The following is an 18,609-nucleotide window of genomic DNA, read 5'->3' as shown; positions in this document are numbered from 1 at the left end:
ATTATGAATTTACCCATAGAAACTCCTGCTTTACTTTTTTCTGCAACTTCCTTGATTTTATTGGCTTACACCAATAGGTTTTTAACGATTGCACAAATTGTTAGAGGATTAAAAAAAACGTATGATCAAGAACATACAAAAGATATTTTAATTCAAATAAAAAATTTAAATCTTCGAATTACATTGATAAGATACATGCAACTTTTTGGTGTAATGTGTTTGTTTTTGTCCGTTTTTGCGATGCTTTTACTTTTTATTGACCAACAAATAATTGGTATTTATCTTTTTGGAGCTAGTATTTTATGTCTAATGGTTTCTTTAGCTTTATCCTTTTGGGAAATTAGTATTTCAGTAAAAGCTTTGAGAGTTCATCTTAGTGATTTGATGGAAGATAAAAAACAATAATCACTCAATAATCCAAAGTAAAACTGGCTTTTCTGTTACTTTTAATCTTTCATCCAAAACTTTCATAAAATCATTAGAAACAGCTGGACAACCCCAACTCAAAGGAGAATAATTTGGATAAATTTCTTCATTTTTAACTTTATCCCAAGAATGTAATACTACAACTCTTTCCACTGCATTTTTATTGGAGCTTTCTAATCCATGTAGCCAATATTTTACATTGATTCCCCAACTGCTATAATCTCGTGTTCCAATTTTATATTTTCCTTTTGACGAACAATGACTATCCTTTTGGTTACTAAATTTTACTTTTTCCCACTTAGTATCATTGTCTTCAAATTTATCACAACTTCCGTGAGTCACTAAATTTTTATCTGTTACTTTTTCTGCAATAAAATCATAGACAAAAAATCTATTTTTACCTGAATGAATACTTAAATCAACCAAAAAATAATAGTTTTCATTAAAACCATTTGTTTCACAATAAGTCAAAGCTTCTTTATTAATTTCGGAATAATCTTTAGTTTTTTCAACAGTAGACAAATTATCAGATAATAATTTTGAGGTTGTAGTCTCTTTACAATTCATAAAAATCAGAAAAATAAGGAGTGGAATTTTTTTCATAAAACATTTGATTTGATGGACTAAAAAGAAAGAATTTTATTTTGCATACCTTTGCAAAAATTGTTCCAAATGAATATCAAATTAATCGCTATCGGTAAAACAGACAATAAAAATCTTCAAACCTTAATTGAAGAATATACCAAACGGTTGTCTTTTTACATCAAGTTTGATTTGGAAATTATTCCTGATATCAAAAACGTAAAAAATCTTTCGGAAGCCCAACAAAAAGAAAAAGAAGGTGAATTGATTTTGTCTAAAATATCAGCAACGGATAATTTAATTCTTTTAGATGAAAATGGTAAAACGTTTTCAAGTATTGGTTTTTCAGAATTTCTACAAAAGAAAATGAATGCTGGAATTAAAACTCTAGTTTTCGTAATTGGTGGTCCTTATGGTTTTAGCGAAACGGTTTACCAAAAAGCCAATGGAAAAGTCTCATTATCTGAAATGACTTTTTCCCATCAAATGGTAAGATTATTTGTAATTGAACAGCTTTATCGTGGTTTTACGATTTTAAAAAATGAGCCTTATCACCATCAGTAAGAATGTTTTAGATATCAAGATTGTTAGATTATTAAAATGTTCTAAATTCGAAAAATCTAAAATTCTAAACATCTAAATCTAACTACAACTTACAACCACATTCAGGCAATTTATTAGTATCATAAATAAACTCAATTGGTGAAAACGCAATACTATCTGACAAGACTTCATTTAGCATCACTTTATTTTGAATATATTCTTCGTAAGTTAAATTGACTTCAAAATTTAAATGCAATAAAGCAGTTCTTCCTTGACTCACAAACGGAACATAGTCTTTTATAAATTCCACAAATTCCTCTCTTTCAATGTCATTTCCTTCAACAGTAATTTTGTTTTCTTTATTGAAATTGATGCTGAAATTTTGAAATTGCAAGTACATCTTACTATTATCAATGATGTAAAACTTTGAAAAATCTTTATCAAACAAATAAGAAACATCAGTAAAAGGTAAAAAAGCTAAATTCTTACCAATCGAATCTGCATAAGAAAAAACATCGATAGCTCCTTCTTTTTTATGTTCCGAATTTTTCTTTTTTTCTTGCAATTTCATCACTTCTGGAATGACTAATTTCAAAGGCAAACGCTTGTCAATATTGTAAATCCAATTAGTTGAACTTATCGTGTTTCTTCTATTAACTTCAATTATAGTATCTTTTTCTTTAGTTTTAAAAAACATGTAAACAGGAGAATGATCTTGAATATCCTTTAGAACAGTTTTATTAGATTTTGGTAATTGTACATCTTCTTTCTTACAAGAAATGAAAGTTAAAAACAATAGTATAAAAAGTATTTTTTTCATGATTTATTTGTCATTCTGAACTTGATTCAGAATCTAATTTAATTTTTTAAATAATATAACACATTCCATTGCTTCCTTAACATCGTGAACTCGAAGAATTTTTGCCCCTTTTTGCAAAGCAATTGTATTTAAAACAGTAGTTCCGTTTAAAGCTTCTTCTGGAGAATTTTCCAATGTTTTATAAATCATAGATTTTCTGGAAATTCCTGCTAAAAGAGGTAATTCTAACATTGAAAATAAATCTAATTTTTGAAGTACTTCATAATTTTGTTCCAAAGTTTTTGCAAAACCAAATCCAGGATCAATTATGATATCATTCAAACCAAAACTTCTAGCAACATTAATTCGTTCTGAAAAATAATAAATCATTTCCTTAGTTATATCTTCATACTCGGCAAGACTTTGCATCATTTGTGGATTGCCTTTCATATGCATCATGATGTAGGGAACTTGCAATTTCGCAACCGTTTCTATCATTTTTTCATCCAACTTTCCAGCTGAAATATCATTAACAATTACTGCTCCTTTTTGAATGGCTCTTTTGGCAACTTGACTTCTAAAAGTGTCCACCGAGATTAAAATGTCGGGAAAATTTTCAATCAATAACTCTATAATAGGAAGCAATCGAGTCAATTCTTCTTCTTCTGAAACAAATTCAGCATTGGGTTTACTGGAATAAGCTCCAATATCAATAAATGTAGCACCATCTTGCAACATTTTTCCAACTCGATTTACAATTTCAATTTTATCTGTATATTTTCCACCATCATAAAATGAATTAGGTGTCAAATTTAAAATTCCCATTACTTTAGGTTGCGATAAATCTATAAGTTGCCCTTTACAATTGATAACTGGTTGGTGGTTGGTGGTTGGTAGTTGGTAGTTTTTCATTTATAATCTGAAATCTGCTTTCTGTTATCTCAAAATCTGTTAACTTAAAATCCAAAATCTTTATACTTAATACTTCTATCTTAATACTAAATTCTCTATTTTTGAAAATTATATACAAAGATACAATTCTAATGAAGAATACCTCAAAACAATATGATTCAATTATTGCCATTTGCAGAGAATTATATTCCAAAAAAATGAAAGATTATGGAAGTGCTTGGAGAATATTACGTTTGCCATCACTAACGGATCAAATTTTTATAAAAGCCCAAAGAATTAGAAGTTTACAAGAAAATGAAATCCGAAAAGTAGATGAAGATGAAACATCTGAATTTATCGGAATCATCAACTATTGCATTATGGCATTAATCCAAATTGACAAAGGAATTGCCGATCAACCCGATTTAGGTTTTGAAGAAGGTATAAAATTATACGACGAAAAAGTCGCTCTAACGAAAGAATTAATGGAAAACAAAAACCACGATTATGGAGAAGCTTGGAGAGATATGCGAGTGAGCAGTTTAACCGACTTGATTCTTCAAAAGTTACTTCGCGTGAAACAAATAGAAGACAATAAAGGTAAAACATTGGTTTCTGAAGGCATTGATGCTAATTATCAAGATATGATTAACTATTCCATTTTTGCTTTGATTTTGATGGGAAAAGATGTTCAATAACATCGTGATAACAAACTATTAACAAAATTTAATTTTAAATCCTTTAATTTTACGATTGAAATTTGGAATTTTTACTAATTGGAATTTAATTTTTTATGAACAAATATGCACTTTCTTGGATAATTAGAATCATAATTGCTGCTCTTTTTATTGTTTCAGCAGTTGCTAAACTTTATCCTTCACCTTATTTTGCCATTTCAACATTTGAAGTAAAACAATTATATCCTTTAGGTTTTTCTGAAAACATTGCACCCTATTTTTCAAGGTTTTTAATCGGAATTGAATTAGCTTTAGGAATCCTATTCTTATTACCTGTTAAAATCAGAAAAGTAATCACACCAGCTTCTATACTATTGTTAGCTGTTTTCACCATTCATTTGGCTTATGAAACATTCAAAACAGGTGGGAATTCTGGAAACTGTGGTTGTTTCGGAAGTTTATTACCAATGACTCCAATTGAAGCAATCATTAAAAATATTGTTGCTATTGGATTATTAATTTGGTTACTGATATTGAAAATTCCAGACACTATAAAAAGTCGTTTGTGGTTTACTTCAACTATAACTTTGGCTTCAATTCTTGGAATTTTCATGTTAGCTCCCATAAGACCAATTGAAACTCCTATTGAAAATACTACTCTTGAAGAAATTAATGCAATTGTTCCAACAGTTGAAGATTCTTTATTTACAGATTCAACTGAAATAGCTTCAGAAATAACTAAAGACACTGTAAAAAAAGTAGAAGAAATAAAAGAAGTAGTTGACGAACCAAAGCCAACAAAATCTGGTTACGCTAAATTCTATGCAGATATTGATAAAGGAAAAAAAATACTTTGCTTCTTTGCTCCAGGTTGTGATCATTGTCAACATGCAGCAAAAGAATTAACTGATTTGAGGAAAAAAAATAAAAATTTCCCTGAAGTGAAAATCATTTTCATGAATGAAGAAGCTTTCAAAATTCCTGAGTTTTTTAAAATTGCTGAAGCAACTTATCCTTATAAAGTCATTGAAATTATCCCATTTTGGAATGAACTAGGTGACAATAGAAATACTCCAGGAGTTTTCTACTTATGGAATGGAAACAAAATAAAAATGTATGACGGAATTGATGCCAATCAATTTGATGCAAAAGCATTAGAAAAAATGGTAAAACAACCTTATTCTAAAATTAAATAAGATTTTGAATCAAGTTCAGAATAACAATAAATAACACTAATCCTTGTCAAGCTGAACTTGATTCAGCTTCTAAAAACACAATAAAAATTATGAAAAAAATATATTCACTATTGATAATCGTATTCAGTTTTGCTTCTTGTTCACAAGCTCAACAAACAGAATTCAAAGAGGAGGCTTTGTCAAACACTATGAAAACTGTTGAAAATACTGATATCACTTTTCAAGAAATTTTAAAAAAATACGAAGGAAAAACTATCGTAATTGATGTTTGGGCTTCTTGGTGTTCAGATTGTATTAAAGGAATGCCTAAAGTAAAAGCTTTGCAAGAAAAATACCCTGATGTAACTTATTTGTTCATCTCAATGGATAAAAACTATGAAGCTTGGACAAAAGGAATAGAAAAATATGATGTTCAAGGAGAACACTATTTAACTTCTGACGGAATGAAAGGTGTTTTTGGAAAATCTATCAAATTAGATTGGATTCCAAGATATATGGTGGTAGACAAAACAGGAAAAATTGCTTTGTTCAAAGTAATTGAAGCTGATGACACCAAATTAATTGAAACTTTAGAGTCTTTGAAATAAAAAATAATCTGCGAATTTGCGGTAAAATAAAATAAAATGAGAAAACACATCGTTGCAGGGAACTGGAAAATGCACAAAAATAATCAAGAAACAACTGCTTTGATTGAAGAAATACTAGCAAAAAAAGGAAATAATTCAACTGAAATTATAATTGCACCAACATTTGTAAATCTTTTAACGGCTGTTGAAGAAACAAAAGGAAATGGAATTACTGTTGCTGCACAAAATATGCATCAAGCAGAAGGTGGTGCTTTTACAGGTGAAATTTCTGCTGATATGTTAACTTCAATTGGAGTCAAAACTGTAATTCTCGGACATAGTGAAAGACGTGCTTATTTTCATGAAACAGATGCTTTATTAGCGAACAAAGTTGATACAGCTCTAAAACACAACATGCGAGTTATTTTCTGCTTTGGAGAAGAATTAAAAGACAGACAAAAAGAGAATCATTTTAATATTGTAGAATATCAATTGCGTGATGCTTTATTTCATTTAGAAAAAAGCGATTGGTCAAATATTATATTGGCTTACGAACCTGTTTGGGCAATTGGTACTGGTGAAACAGCTTCTCCAGCACAAGCTCAAGAAATGCATAAATTTATTCGTACTTTAATTGATAAAGTTTACGGACACGAAGTTGCAGATAATGTGTCTATCCTTTATGGTGGAAGTGTAAAACCAGATAATGCCAAAGAAATTTTCTCAAACCCAGACGTTGATGGTGGCTTAATTGGTGGTGCAGCTTTAAAAGCTGATGATTTCTTAGCTATTGTGAATGCTTTCTAGTAAAAAATATAATTTTAAAAAAGGGTTCATGTTAAAAATGAACCCTTTTTTATTTACATCAATCTAACAGGAAATCCTATCTTTGCAAGCTTTTTAAAATTTAGAAAATGTCAAAAAACGATATCATAAAAGGAGTCTTTTTAGTGGGGTTAGGTGCAACGAGTTACGGAATGCTAGCTACATTTGTAAAATTAGCTTACCAAGAAAATTTCACTACGGCAGAAGTCACTTCAGCACAATTCATTTATGGAATCATTGGAATTTTAATCATCAATTTAGCTCAAAAACAACAAGCTAAAACTCCAGTTTTAAAAGCTTCAAAAAAGAATATTTTTCAACTAATGTTAGCTGGTACTTCTTTAGGAATGACAAGTGTTTTTTATTATTTATGTGTAAAATACATTAATGTTTCAATCGCAATTGTTCTTCTAATGCAAACCGTTTGGATGGGTGTTCTATTGGAATGGTTCTTAGACAAAAAAGCACCTTCAAAACAAAAAATAATAGCTGTTTTCGTAGTTTTTATAGGAACATTATTAGCTACTAACCTATTATATGCTGAAGTAAAAATAGATTGGAAAGGAATTTTATTCGGCATGTTAGCAGCTGCTTCTTTTACCACAACGATGTTTACCGCTAATAAAATTGCATTAGGAATTTCTTCAGCTCAAAGAAGTTTGTACATGCTTTTAGGTGGAGCAATTATTGTAGCTGGATTTGCTTTATTCACCCAAACAACACCATTCAACTTTGAAATTTTTATGAAATGGGGAATTATTTTAGCGCTTTTTGGAACCATAATTCCACCCATACTCATGAATTCTGGATTTCCAAAAACTGGTTTAGGATTGGGAAGTATAGTTTCGTCTTTAGAATTACCTGTTTCGGTTATGATGGCTTATTTTATCTTACATGAAAAAGTAATTTTTTCACAATGGATAGGTGTTTTATTAATAATTTTTGCCATTATAATTATGAATATTAACTTTAGTAAAAAGAATTAATTAAACGATTTTGATTAAATTCGTAAAAAACTAGTTATGCATTTACCTTGGCATCTATACTTAATGGCTTTAATTTATATTATTGCTGGCTTAAATCATTTTCGAAGTCCAAAACTTTATATCAAAATAATTCCACCTTATCTTCCAAATGCTTCATTAATTAATAAAGTTAGTGGTATTTTAGAAATTGTTTTTGGTATAATGTTATTTTTTAAATCAATAGCTCCAATTGGTGCAGTTGGAATAATTGTACTTCTAATTGGATTTTTTGCCACTCATTATTACATGCTACAGAATGAAAAAGCTAGTTTAAGATTGCCAAAATGGATTTTAATTCTTAGAATACCATTGCAATTTGTATTAATTTATTGGGCTTATCAATATATATAAATTATGCTAAACCTATTTCCAGAAGAAAAAATAGTTTTAAACTTACCTGATGCTGTTTTTGAGTATTATCCTAATTTCTTTTCCAAAGAAAAAGCAGATGAACTTTATAAAATATTGTATGACAAAACACCATGGCAACATGATACAATCACAGTTTATGGAAAAAATCATTTGCAACCAAGATTAACAGCTCTTTACGGAAACGAAGGAAAGCCATATAAATATTCAAATATTATAATGAATCCTCATTCTTGGAATCCAACTTTAATACATATAAAAGAATTGGTCGAAGAAAAAGCGAATCACTCTTTTACAACTGTGCTACTCAATTTATATAGAAATGAAAAGGACAGCAACGGTTGGCATGCAGATAATGAAAAAGAATTAGGCAGAGATCCAATTATTGCTTCTATTAGTTTGGGGGAAGAACGTACATTTCAACTAAAACACAACTCTAATTTAGGAGCAAAACAAAACTTAATTTTAAAACATGGTAGTTTAATTTTAATGAAAGAAGGGAGTCAAATTCATTATAAACACCAGATTCCAAAAGCAACTAATTTTAAAAAACCTAGAATAAACTTAACGTTTCGAACGATTCTGTAAAAATTTTTCAATAGAATAACAGTTTTTTACTAGATCTTTATTAAAATGTTAAAAATAATAGTTGTTTTAATAATTTGCACATTTTTTGCTAATATTGTAATAAATAACCTTTAAACCAATGTGAATTAACTTTCATAAAAATGAAAAAAAGAAAGATTTCAGAATTAGACAATGAAACTTTAGAGAGAATTGTTACTATGGCTCAAGAAGAAAAAAAACCTTATGAAGTCATCAAAGAAGAATTTGGTATCGTTGAAAATGATGTAAATGAAATTATGCGAAAAAAACTCAATAAAGAAAATTTTGAGTTATGGAAAAAGAAAGCCATTGCTGGAAAACCAAAACCAAAACCCATGAAATTTAACATTATTGAAGATGATGATTTAGACACGAAATATTACATAAAAAATAAATTTGATTAAATTTTAACGCTTGTTTATCAAGCGTTTTTTTATTTTATATCGAAATTTGTTTTATGAAAACAAAAAAATTCTCCCTAATAGAAATTGATAGAATTATAGAAATGGCTTGGGAAGACAGAACTCCTTTTGAAGCTATCAACTTTCAATTTGGAATTTCTGAACAAGAAACTATTGAAATAATGCGTTCAGAAATGAAACTTTCCAGCTTTAAAATGTGGCGAAAAAGAGTTCAAGGAAGAGCAACCAAACATGCAAAACTTCGTGCAAATGGAATTGACAGATTCAAATGTACTTTACAAAGACAAATTACCCACAATAAAATTTCTAAAAGATAGCTTTTGCATGTAACAATTTCATCATTTTACCTACTTATTATTATAAATCATAAAAAGTCAAATTAATTTTGACTGAATAATAAAGTAAAAATGAAAAAAATAATTGTAACACTTGCACTTGCGAGTTTCTTATTCAGTTGTAAAACAGGTACAAATACAACTGCAAAAAATGAAGTAGATGTTACTATTGATTTAGTTAACGTAAAAGATGACAAAGTAATGGTAAGCATCTTAGCACCAACTTTTACTACTGAAACAGCTACTTTCAACATTCCTAAAATCGTTCCTGGTACTTATTCTGATGATGATTATGGAAAATATATTGACGATGTAAAAGCGTTTGATGCTAAAGGAAATGCACTAACTGTTGCCAAATTAGATGTCAACTCTTATGCAATAAGCAACGCAACCAAACTTTCAAAAGTTACTTATTTAGTTAACGATACTTATGATATTGAAAAAGGTGGTGGTTTTGGAAATAATACAGACGTGTTTTCTCCAGCTGGAACCAACATTGATGCAGGAAAAAACTTTATGTTAAATACACATGGTTTTATTGGATATTTTACAACTAAAGAAGAAACTCCTTACAAATTAACAGTGAATCATCCAGCTTCTTTATTAGGAGTTTCTGCAATGAATGATCTAGATGCTTCTGATAGCAAAGATGTTTTCATGGCTTCAAAATATGCAACTTTGGTAGAAATGCCAATTATGTATTCAAAACCAGATTTTACATCTTTTATGGTGGATGATATGGAAATTATCATTTCTGTGTATTCTCCTTCAGGAAAATATACAGCAAAAGAAATTACTCCTTACATGGAAAACATGATGCGTGCCCAAAAGAAATTCCTAGGAAAATTCAACGCAACAAAAAAATATGCAATCTTATTATACCTTTCTAGCATGTCTCCTACAGATGCAAAAGGATTTGGAGCCTTAGAACATCCAACTTCTACAACAGTTGTTATGCCAGAAATTATGGGATTAGAAGCGTTACAAGAACAGTTAAAAGATGTGGTTTCGCATGAGTTCTTTCATATTGTAACACCTTTAACTGTGCATTCAAATGAAATTCAATATTTTGATTTCAACAAACCTCAAATGTCTGAACATTTATGGATGTATGAGGGTGTGACTGAATATTTTGCTAACTTATTTCAAGTTAATCAAGGTTTAATCGAAGAAGATGCTTTCTACGAAAGAATGGCTGATAAAATTGCTCAAGCAGCTAGCATGAACGACAACATGAGTTTTACTAAAATGAGTAAAAACGTTCTTAAAGATCCTTACAAAGATCAATATATCAATGTGTACCAAAAAGGAGCTTTAATTGCTATGTGCTTAGACATTGAAATTAGAGAAAAAAGCAACGGTCAAAAAGGTATTTTACAATTAATGCAAGATTTATCTAATGAATACGGAACTAAAAAAGCATTCAAAGATGATGAGTTATTCGCTAAAATCACAGAATTAACTTATCCTTCTGTTGGTGCTTTCTTAAACAAATATGTGGCTGGTGAAACTCCTATTCCTTACGCAGATTATTTTGCAAAAATGGGTGTAACAGAAGCTAAAATTGAAGCAACTGGAAATCCGTTTTTAGTAGGTGGAAATCAACCAATTATTTCATACAAACCTGATACAAAAGAATTTTTCTTTTTACCTGAAATTGAAATCAATGCTTTTATGAAAGAATTAGGCTTGAAAAACAATGATGTAATTGTTGAAATTAATGGAGAAAAACAAGATTTAAACAACATTAACCAAACAGTTGTTGCTGCTTTTGGCTGGAAAGATGGAGATGCTATTACTATGAAAATAAAACGTGATGGTAAAGAAATGGACATCAAAGGAAAAGTAGTAATGCCTAAAGAAATCAAAGAAGGTTATATGGCAACTGATGATAGTAAAAAAGCTTTACGCGAAGCTTGGTTAAAAGGCTAAAAGACTTATGTTTACTAATAAACGATTTTGATATCAAAAATAGTTGAAATTGATTTTTGAAATTGACATTGTACTTGAAAATCCTCAATTTACATAGTATTTTGAGGATTTTTTGTTTATTTTCGTCACTTAATTTATAAAAATGAGAAACGCACCTTTTTTTACAGATGATACTATAGTTTTTGGAATATTAATGCTCTTATTAGGCTTTGTCTTTTACACATCAGCTAAAGAGGATGGATTTTGGAAAAAATTCTATGGAATAGTTCCTGCACTTCTAATGTGTTATTTATTACCAGCCATTTTAAATTCTTTTAATATCATTTCACCAGAATGGATCACTATCAACGAAGCAGGTGAAGAAATAGAAAAAAGCTCAAATGTATATTTTATTGCTAGTCGCTATTTATTACCAGCAGCTTTGGTTTTAATGACAATAAGCATCGATTTAAAAGCTTTATTAAATTTAGGCCCAAAAGCATTAATCATCTTTTTTGCTGGAACTATTGGAATTGTTTTTGGTGGTCCAATTGCTATTCTTTTAATATCAATTGTTTCTCCTGAAACTGTTGGTGGAGCTGGACCAGATGCTGTTTGGAGAGGGCTTTCAACCATTGCTGGAAGTTGGATTGGTGGTGGAGCCAATCAAGCAGCTATGTTGGAAATTTTTAAATATAATTCCCAAAAATATGGGGCTATGGTTCTAGTAGATATTGTGGTAGCTAATCTCGGAATGGCTTTTCTTTTATATGGAATTGGCAAAAAAGAAATCATCAACAAATGGTTAAAAGCTGATAATTCTTCTGTGCAAGAATTACAAGACAAAGTATCTAATTATCAAGAAAGTGTCAAAAGAAATCCATCTCTAAATGATTATATGATCATCTTAGCAATTGCCTTTTTTGCAGTAGCATTATCTCATTTTGGAGCTGGTGTTTTAAGTACGTTCTTTAAAAATAATTTTGAAAGTGTTAATGATGTTACAAGCTTTGCTTCTACTTTTGGAGGTGAATTCTTTTGGATGATTACCATCGCAACCATAATCGGAATTTCTTTATCATTCACACCTTTAAAATCATATGATGGTGCTGGAGCAGGAAAAATTGGAAGTATATTTATCTACATTTTAGTAGCTTCTATAGGAATGAAAATGGATTTAGGTTCAGTTATGGACAATCCAGGATTAATTATAGTGGGTGTTGTTTGGATGTTGATTCACTTCATCATCATTTTCACTGTTGCCAAATTAATAAAAGCACCTTATTTCTTTATTGCAGTTGGAAGTCAAGCTAATGTGGGTGGAGCTGCTTCTGCACCTGTTGTCGCTTCAGCCTTTCATCCTTCTTTGGCAAGTGTTGGAGTTTTATTAGCTATTTTTGGATATGTTGTAGGAACTTATGGAGCAATCTTTTGTGCTTATTTAATGGAAATAGCCTCTCCATAATAAAACAGATTAAAAGGTTTGAATTTAAAAGTCTAAAGGTGTTTGTAAAAAACTTTAACCTCTTTCATAATCTCTGAAAATCTCATCTCTGAAAATCCGTAAACTAAAAAAAACAATTACTTTTGAAAAATAAATTAAAACAAAAAATGTCAAAAAAAATTATCTTATTAGCTCTTATATGTATTAGTCTTGCTTGTTGCAATGAAGATAAAAAAGAAAACTCCAACCTACATTTAACAGGTAATATTGAGGGCTTGAGTCAAGGAAAATTATACATACAACAAGTACAAGATTCAAGTTTAGTAGTTCTAGATAGCATCATGATTAAAGGAGATTCAAAATTTGATTCGTATCTAAATATTGAAAGCCCAGAAATGCTTTATTTATTTTTAGACAGAGGACAAACCAATTCTATTGACAATAACTTACCTTTCTTTGCAGAACCAGGTGAAATGCATATTGAAACCACATTAAATTCATTTTTTGCTGATGCTAAAATAACAGGTTCTAAAAACCATGATTTATATGTTGAATTTACTAAAATGAGAAGCAAATTCAATGAAAAGAGTATGGATTTAGTGGAAAAAGAATTAGAAAATTTAAAAATAAAGAACAAAAACAACATAGATAGTATTTCATCTGAAGCGAATAAACTTACCCGTAAAAAATACTTATACGTTGCTAATTTTGCATCTTTACATGGAGATAAAGAAATTGCTCCTTTTTTAGCTCTTTCAGAGATAGCTGATATCAACATAAGATATTTAGACACCATTGATTCAAAGATGAACCCTGAAGTCGCAAAATCAAAATATGGAAAGATGCTGAAGTCATATATTGAAGAACGAAAAAAATCAGAAACTAAAGAATAAACTAAAACGAATAAAAAAGCTCCTAAATTAAAAATAATTTAGGAGCTTTTTATTTACAAACAACTGAAGTCTAACATTAAGAATTTCATAAAAACAAAAAAGAGGAAAGCTTTCACTTTCCTCTTTACATTTGAGCCGGCGGAGGGACTCGAACCCACGACCTGCTGATTACAAATCAGCTGCTCTAGCCAGCTGAGCTACGCTGGCAACTCAAATTTCGAGTGCAAATATAAGTTTGTATTTTTAATTTCCAAACAAAAATTACACTTTTTTTTGTATTTTTTTTTATTTCAATTCGTTTACTTGGGCAACAAACTGATTTGCAGCTTCTTCGTATTCTGAACGAATTTGTTTGAAATGTGCTTTTTTGTTTTCTACGTTCTTAACATTAGCTTTTGACATCAATCCATCAAATTTTTCATAGATACTATCTACTAATTTATCTGACTCTTCAGTTGGTTTTCCACCATTAGTCATTTCCCAAACGTAAACGATATTTACAATATCTCCTAAAACGTAGTTGATTTCTTTTTTCAAGTTTTTAACGCTTGCCATTTTTTCTTATTTTAAAATTTGATGCAAAATTACATAATATATTTGTGAAACAGCAAATTAAATAGAAATTTCTAGTAGTGTTGCATTTCCTTTTAACTTTATTTTATCTAAAATTGCAGGCAACAGAACAGTGTCTCCCATTTTATAGGTGGTAATTGAATCATTATATTCAATTTCAAATGCTCCTTTTGTACACATTAAAACCGTAAAAGCTTCTTTAGTTTTTTCCCAATTATATACCTCAACTAACGGAATTATGTTTGTTTTAAAGTAAGCACAATCAACAATATTATTACTTGTGTTTATTTTAGTATCATATTCTATTTGAGATTTTGTAGTTTTATAATTTATAGCTTCCAAAGCTAATTCAGTATGCAATTCTCTTTTTACACCATTGACATCTTCTCTATCAAAATCATAAACTCTATAAGTAATATCACTAGTTTGTTGGATTTCTGCAATAACAATTCCAGCTCCAATAGCATGAATGGTTCCTGTTTCTAAAAAGAAAACATCTCCAACTTTTACCTCAACTTGTTTTAAAATTGAAACTAAGTTTTTTCTATCTAATTCTTTTTGGTATTCTTCTGGATTAGAGTCTTTTTCAAATCCAACGATAATTTTAGCACCTTCATCGACTTGCATCACATACCACATTTCGGTTTTACCAAAAGAATTGTGACGTTTTTTGGCTAATTCATCATTAGGATGCAATTGAATAGACAAATCTTGTTTAGCATCTAAAAACTTAAACAATAAAGGAAATTCTGTACCAAAACGAGTAATTGTTTCTGAACCTAAAAATTCATTAGGATATAGTTGTATCAGTTCATTGACATTCTTGCTTTTAAAAACACCATTTTTAACAACACTAACATCGTTTGGAACAGTTGATAATTCCCAGCTCTCTCCTGTACTATCAGAAGCAATAGGTTTGTTTAAATAGGTTTTTAATTTTGTACCACCCCAAATACGTTCTTTTAGAATGGGTTCAAATGTTAATGGATAAAATTTCATAAATTTCTTTTTTCAATGCAAATATCAATAAAATTAACCTATTCGTTTAAGTTCTTCGACAAATAGTTTAGTTTGATAGATAAACAAAATATAAGTAGGGTTTAAATCATTTGATATTTCGCACAATATCCAAAGCATGTTCAATATGAACAGTTGCTTTTATACTGTTAAAAACAGAAACAATTTTTCCTTCTTTATCAATGATATAAGTAACTCTTCCTGGCAATAACCCAAAAAAATGAGTAGGAACACCAAATAAATTTCTTATTTTTTTTCTCTCATCCGATAATAATATAAAAGGTAATTTATGTTTTTGTGCAAATTTATCATGTGACTCTTCAGAATCTCCACTTACTCCAATTACTTCAGCTCCTAAATCTTGAAAATCTTGGTATTGATCTCTAAAACTACAAGCTTGAGTGGTACAACCTGGTGTATTGTCTTTTGGATAAAAATAAATAACCAAAGGCTTTCCCAAATAATTGGACAATTCAAACTTTTCACCAGATTGAGTTTTGGCTTTGAAGTCTGGAACAATATCTCCTTCTTTTAATGCCATATTAGTTTCCTTTATAAGTTACAAAGTTTCTAGGAGTTTCATACAAAACAACTTCTAAATCATTTTTTGATTCAATATGTGGTCGCAATTTATTCCAAATAACAACTGCTATATTTTCAGCTGTTGGATTTAAATCTTTAAATTCTGGAACTTCAACATTCAAATTTTTATGATCAAATGCGTTTTCAATGTGTTCCTTAATTAATTCTGAAAGTATTTTGACATCAACCACAAAACCTGTTTCTTTATCAATTTCTCCTGTTACACTGACGATTAATTCATAATTATGACCATGAAAATTGGGATTATTACATTTTCCAAAAACAATATCATTTTTTTCCATGGACCAATCTTTACGATACAATCGATGAGCTGCATTAAAATGGGCTTTTCTTGAAACAGTGACTTGCATTGATGGTAATGATTTTAAGTGATAGTTTATAGAGTTTGACTTTCTAAATAATGATAGAATTTATCAAAGATAATTTTAAACCAAACAGTATAAATTTCAGGATGAAGTAACATATCTTCTTTAATATCTTCAATTTTCATCCATTTCCAACTTTCAACTTCTTCTTTGTTTATGTTTGGCTCTTCATTGGAATAACCAATCATCACATGGTCTAATTCATGCTCTGTTAAACCATTGTCAAAAGGTGCTTTATAAATAAAATGAAACAGCTCTTTTAAATTTGTTTCAAAACCCATTTCTTCTTTCAAACGTCTTTTTCCAGCCTGAATATTTGATTCACCTGCTCTTTGATGACTACAACAGGTATTGGTCCATAATAAAGGTGAATGATACTTGTGTGAAGCACGTTGTTGTAGCATAACTTCATTTTTATCATTCAAAATAAACACAGAAAAGGCACGATGTAACAAGGCTTGCTCATGTGCTGCCATTTTATCCATTAAACCTAAAGGTTCATCGTTGATATCTACTAATATTACTTTTTCTTCAATCATAGCTTTTAATTCCTTTCAAAAATACGAAAAAAGTAGCATTTTCAAAGGTGAAAATAATTTTAGTAAAAGTTTAACGGCTGTTGAATTATAGTTTTAGAGATTCTGCTATTTTTAAGGCACACTTTTCACCATCTATAGCTGCAGAAATAATTCCACCAGCATAACCTGCTCCTTCTCCACAAGGATATAACCCTTTAATTTGAACATGTTCTAAAGATTGATTATCTCTGGGAATACGAACTGGTGAAGAGGTTCTGCTTTCTGGAGCATGTAAAATTGCTTCATTTGTAAAATAACCTTTCATTGATTTTCCAAAATGTGTAAAACCTTCTCGCATAGTTTGTGTTAGAAAATCTGGAAAAACTTCTCCTAACTCTACAGATGTTGTGCCAGGAACATAAGAGGTTTTTGGTATTGATGACGAAACTTTCTTTTGAGTAAAATCTATCATACGCTGAGCGGGAACTTTTTGGGTTTCTCCAGCTAGTTGCCATGCTTTTTGCTCAATGGCTTTTTGAAATTCCATACCTGCTAAAGCCCCAAATTTTTTATACGGTTGAAAATCTTCTAATTTTAATTCAACCACAATTCCAGAATTAGCTGTTGCTTGATCTCTTTTTGATGGCGACCAACCGTTTGTTACTACTTCACCAGGACTTGTTGCACATGGAGCAATTACTCCACCGGGACACATACAGAATGAATACATTCCACGACCTGCAACTTGTTTTACAATGGAATAAGGTGCTGGTGGCAAAAATTCTCCACGAAAATCACAAGAATATTGAATTTTATCAATCAAATCTTGTGGATGTTCTGCTCTTACTCCTAATGCAAAAGGCTTGGCTTCAATGAAAATTTCTTTTTGATGTAATAATTCAAAAATATCTCTAGCTGAATGTCCTGTAGCTAAAATGACTTTATTAGATGCAATTGAAGTTCCATCGTGTAAAACTACTCCTTGAATTTCATTGTTTTTTATGGTAAAATCTGTAACTCTTTTCTCAAATAAAACTTGTCCACCACATGCTATTATTTTATCACGAATATCTTGTATAATTTGTGGTAGTTTATTAGTTCCTATATGTGGATGAGCTTCAACTAATATCTCTGAAGTTGCTCCAAAAGCGACTAAAAGTTGTAAAATTCTATCAACATCACCACGTTTTTTGCTTCTTGTGTAAAGTTTCCCATCTGAATAAGTTCCTGCTCCTCCTTCACCAAAACAATAATTGGAATCTTCATTGACAATTCCGTCTACATTTATGGCTTTTAAGTCTCTTCTTCTGCCTCTAACATCTTTACCTCTTTCAATTACCATTGGTTTTAAACCCAATTCAACTAATTGTAAGGCTGCAAATAATCCGGCTGGTCCAGCTCCAACAACAATAACTTCTTGTTTATTGGAAACGTTTGGATAATTAGGTAATTTAATTTCAGTTTCAACAAAAGTCTCATTTTGTAAATAAACTTGTCCTTTGATATTGAATTTAATAGCCTTTTGACGAGCATCAATCGAACGTTTTTGAACCACAACTTTTTGAATATCTTTAAAAGAAATATGCAATTGTTTAGCCGCAGCTTGTTTCAACAAATCTTCATTGGCAGCTACTTCAGGTGAAACTTGAAATTGGAGTTCTTTTGGCATTTTATTAGATATTCAGTTTATATTTTAGAAAAATAATTATGCAAAAATAGTGATTTGATTTTTGACTTTGTAACTTTGATTTTTTGAAAATAAAAATATGCGAAAAATAAAGTTAATTTGGGATTTTAGAGGAGAAGTTGCTGCAAAAACAGCCGAACATCATGAAATTCATTTGAAAGAATTTATAGAGGCTGAAAAATTAGGTTTAAACATCACAGGTTTTGAAATACTAAACGAAATGCATACTATAGCTTTTATGGTTGTGGATGAAAAAGACATGATAATGGTCCGTGATGCTTTGAAACCTCATCGTGGAGAAGTTTTTGAATGAAATTTCAAAAAAAAAAAATCCAA

General features: G+C 29.9%; 24 protein-coding genes and 1 tRNA gene. 15 read left to right on the top strand and 10 right to left on the bottom strand.

The window, feature by feature from the left end:
* Nucleotides 1-3 precede the first annotated feature (3 nt).
* Complete coding sequence (locus ACFO3U_RS06220; RefSeq protein WP_379739309.1) at nucleotides 4-405, top strand: DUF2721 domain-containing protein; 402 nt, start codon at nucleotides 4-6, stop codon at nucleotides 403-405.
* Here ACFO3U_RS06220 and ACFO3U_RS06215 read toward each other — a convergent pair whose 3' ends face one another.
* Nucleotides 406-1,029: a murein L,D-transpeptidase catalytic domain-containing protein gene (locus ACFO3U_RS06215; protein ID WP_379739306.1), complete on the bottom strand. Its 624-nt coding sequence runs from the start codon at nucleotides 1,027-1,029 to the stop codon at nucleotides 406-408.
* A 69-nt stretch (nucleotides 1,030-1,098) separates the two neighbouring features.
* On the opposite strand from ACFO3U_RS06215, the gene rlmH reads away from it, so the two are divergent.
* A complete protein-coding gene (gene rlmH, locus ACFO3U_RS06210; protein ID WP_379739303.1) occupies nucleotides 1,099-1,572 on the top strand; it encodes a 23S rRNA (pseudouridine(1915)-N(3))-methyltransferase RlmH in 474 nt (157 codons plus the stop codon).
* Nucleotides 1,573-1,654: 82 nt separating this feature from the next.
* Here the strand turns inward: rlmH and ACFO3U_RS06205 are convergent, their stop codons facing one another.
* Complete coding sequence (locus ACFO3U_RS06205) at nucleotides 1,655-2,371, bottom strand: hypothetical protein (RefSeq protein ID WP_379739300.1); 717 nt, start codon at nucleotides 2,369-2,371, stop codon at nucleotides 1,655-1,657.
* A gap of 33 nt (nucleotides 2,372-2,404) precedes the next feature.
* Nucleotides 2,405-3,262, bottom strand: a complete 858-nt coding sequence (gene folP / locus ACFO3U_RS06200) for a dihydropteroate synthase (RefSeq protein ID WP_379739297.1) — start codon at nucleotides 3,260-3,262, stop codon at nucleotides 2,405-2,407.
* A gap of 131 nt (nucleotides 3,263-3,393) precedes the next feature.
* On the opposite strand from folP, the gene ACFO3U_RS06195 reads away from it, so the two are divergent.
* From ACFO3U_RS06195 to ACFO3U_RS06140, 12 genes are all read left to right on the top strand, one after another.
* Entirely contained in the window at nucleotides 3,394-3,939 is a 546-nt protein-coding gene (locus ACFO3U_RS06195; protein ID WP_379739294.1) for a DUF1599 domain-containing protein, read from the top strand.
* 95 nt (nucleotides 3,940-4,034) lie between these two features.
* On the top strand, nucleotides 4,035-5,114 hold the full coding sequence (locus tag ACFO3U_RS06190; protein WP_379739291.1) for a MauE/DoxX family redox-associated membrane protein: 1,080 nt from the start codon (nucleotides 4,035-4,037) through the stop codon (nucleotides 5,112-5,114).
* A gap of 89 nt (nucleotides 5,115-5,203) precedes the next feature.
* A complete protein-coding gene (locus ACFO3U_RS06185) occupies nucleotides 5,204-5,701 on the top strand; it encodes a TlpA family protein disulfide reductase (protein ID WP_379739288.1) in 498 nt (165 codons plus the stop codon).
* 36 nt (nucleotides 5,702-5,737) lie between these two features.
* On the top strand, nucleotides 5,738-6,487 hold the full coding sequence (gene tpiA, locus ACFO3U_RS06180) for a triose-phosphate isomerase (protein WP_379739285.1): 750 nt from the start codon (nucleotides 5,738-5,740) through the stop codon (nucleotides 6,485-6,487).
* Between the two features lie 107 nt (nucleotides 6,488-6,594).
* Nucleotides 6,595-7,491, top strand: a complete 897-nt coding sequence (locus ACFO3U_RS06175; RefSeq protein ID WP_379739282.1) for an EamA family transporter — start codon at nucleotides 6,595-6,597, stop codon at nucleotides 7,489-7,491.
* A gap of 36 nt (nucleotides 7,492-7,527) precedes the next feature.
* The gene (locus ACFO3U_RS06170) at nucleotides 7,528-7,881 is read left to right on the top strand and encodes a DoxX family protein (RefSeq protein WP_379739279.1); all 354 of its coding nucleotides are present in this window, start codon (nucleotides 7,528-7,530) and stop codon (nucleotides 7,879-7,881) included.
* 3 nt (nucleotides 7,882-7,884) lie between these two features.
* The gene (locus ACFO3U_RS06165; protein ID WP_379739277.1) at nucleotides 7,885-8,487 is read left to right on the top strand and encodes an alpha-ketoglutarate-dependent dioxygenase AlkB family protein; all 603 of its coding nucleotides are present in this window, start codon (nucleotides 7,885-7,887) and stop codon (nucleotides 8,485-8,487) included.
* Nucleotides 8,488-8,627: 140 nt separating this feature from the next.
* Nucleotides 8,628-8,909: a DUF2805 domain-containing protein gene (locus tag ACFO3U_RS06160; RefSeq protein WP_379739275.1), complete on the top strand. Its 282-nt coding sequence runs from the start codon at nucleotides 8,628-8,630 to the stop codon at nucleotides 8,907-8,909.
* Between the two features lie 53 nt (nucleotides 8,910-8,962).
* Nucleotides 8,963-9,244: a TIGR03643 family protein gene (locus tag ACFO3U_RS06155; protein WP_379739273.1), complete on the top strand. Its 282-nt coding sequence runs from the start codon at nucleotides 8,963-8,965 to the stop codon at nucleotides 9,242-9,244.
* A 90-nt stretch (nucleotides 9,245-9,334) separates the two neighbouring features.
* Entirely contained in the window at nucleotides 9,335-11,194 is a 1,860-nt protein-coding gene (locus ACFO3U_RS06150; protein ID WP_379739271.1) for a M61 family metallopeptidase, read from the top strand.
* 142 nt (nucleotides 11,195-11,336) lie between these two features.
* Nucleotides 11,337-12,638, top strand: a complete 1,302-nt coding sequence (locus tag ACFO3U_RS06145; RefSeq protein WP_379739268.1) for a DUF819 family protein — start codon at nucleotides 11,337-11,339, stop codon at nucleotides 12,636-12,638.
* Between the two features lie 146 nt (nucleotides 12,639-12,784).
* Nucleotides 12,785-13,510, top strand: a complete 726-nt coding sequence (locus tag ACFO3U_RS06140; protein WP_379739266.1) for a DUF4369 domain-containing protein — start codon at nucleotides 12,785-12,787, stop codon at nucleotides 13,508-13,510.
* A gap of 133 nt (nucleotides 13,511-13,643) precedes the next feature.
* Here the strand turns inward: ACFO3U_RS06140 and ACFO3U_RS06135 are convergent.
* The 7 genes from ACFO3U_RS06135 to ACFO3U_RS06105 form a co-directional block, all read right to left on the bottom strand.
* Nucleotides 13,644-13,717, bottom strand: a tRNA-Thr gene (locus ACFO3U_RS06135).
* 78 nt (nucleotides 13,718-13,795) lie between these two features.
* Entirely contained in the window at nucleotides 13,796-14,065 is a 270-nt protein-coding gene (locus ACFO3U_RS06130; RefSeq protein ID WP_379739264.1) for a hypothetical protein, read from the bottom strand.
* Between the two features lie 57 nt (nucleotides 14,066-14,122).
* Nucleotides 14,123-15,082, bottom strand: coding sequence for a type I phosphomannose isomerase catalytic subunit (locus ACFO3U_RS06125; RefSeq protein ID WP_379739261.1), 960 nt, complete (start codon nucleotides 15,080-15,082; stop codon nucleotides 14,123-14,125).
* Nucleotides 15,083-15,188: 106 nt separating this feature from the next.
* Nucleotides 15,189-15,641: a peroxiredoxin gene (locus tag ACFO3U_RS06120; protein ID WP_379739258.1), complete on the bottom strand. Its 453-nt coding sequence runs from the start codon at nucleotides 15,639-15,641 to the stop codon at nucleotides 15,189-15,191.
* A gap of 1 nt (nucleotide 15,642) precedes the next feature.
* Nucleotides 15,643-16,053 carry a 6-pyruvoyl trahydropterin synthase family protein gene (locus ACFO3U_RS06115; RefSeq protein ID WP_379739256.1) on the bottom strand — a complete coding sequence of 137 codons (411 nt, stop codon included), beginning with the start codon at nucleotides 16,051-16,053 and terminating at the stop codon, nucleotides 15,643-15,645.
* Between the two features lie 26 nt (nucleotides 16,054-16,079).
* A complete protein-coding gene (gene idi, locus ACFO3U_RS06110; RefSeq protein WP_379739252.1) occupies nucleotides 16,080-16,607 on the bottom strand; it encodes an isopentenyl-diphosphate Delta-isomerase in 528 nt (175 codons plus the stop codon).
* Nucleotides 16,608-16,692: 85 nt separating this feature from the next.
* Nucleotides 16,693-18,255, bottom strand: coding sequence for an NAD(P)/FAD-dependent oxidoreductase (locus tag ACFO3U_RS06105; protein WP_379739250.1), 1,563 nt, complete (start codon nucleotides 18,253-18,255; stop codon nucleotides 16,693-16,695).
* Nucleotides 18,256-18,352: 97 nt separating this feature from the next.
* Here ACFO3U_RS06105 and ACFO3U_RS06100 point away from each other — a divergent pair, with 97 nt between their 5' ends.
* Nucleotides 18,353-18,586: a hypothetical protein gene (locus ACFO3U_RS06100; protein ID WP_379739247.1), complete on the top strand. Its 234-nt coding sequence runs from the start codon at nucleotides 18,353-18,355 to the stop codon at nucleotides 18,584-18,586.
* The last annotated feature ends 23 nt before the right edge of the window (nucleotides 18,587-18,609 follow it).

It is taken from the genome of Flavobacterium ponti (assembly GCF_042652765.1).
GTDB lineage: Bacteria > Bacteroidota > Bacteroidia > Flavobacteriales > Flavobacteriaceae > Flavobacterium > Flavobacterium ponti.
This window is presented reverse-complemented; position numbering and strand designations above follow the sequence as displayed.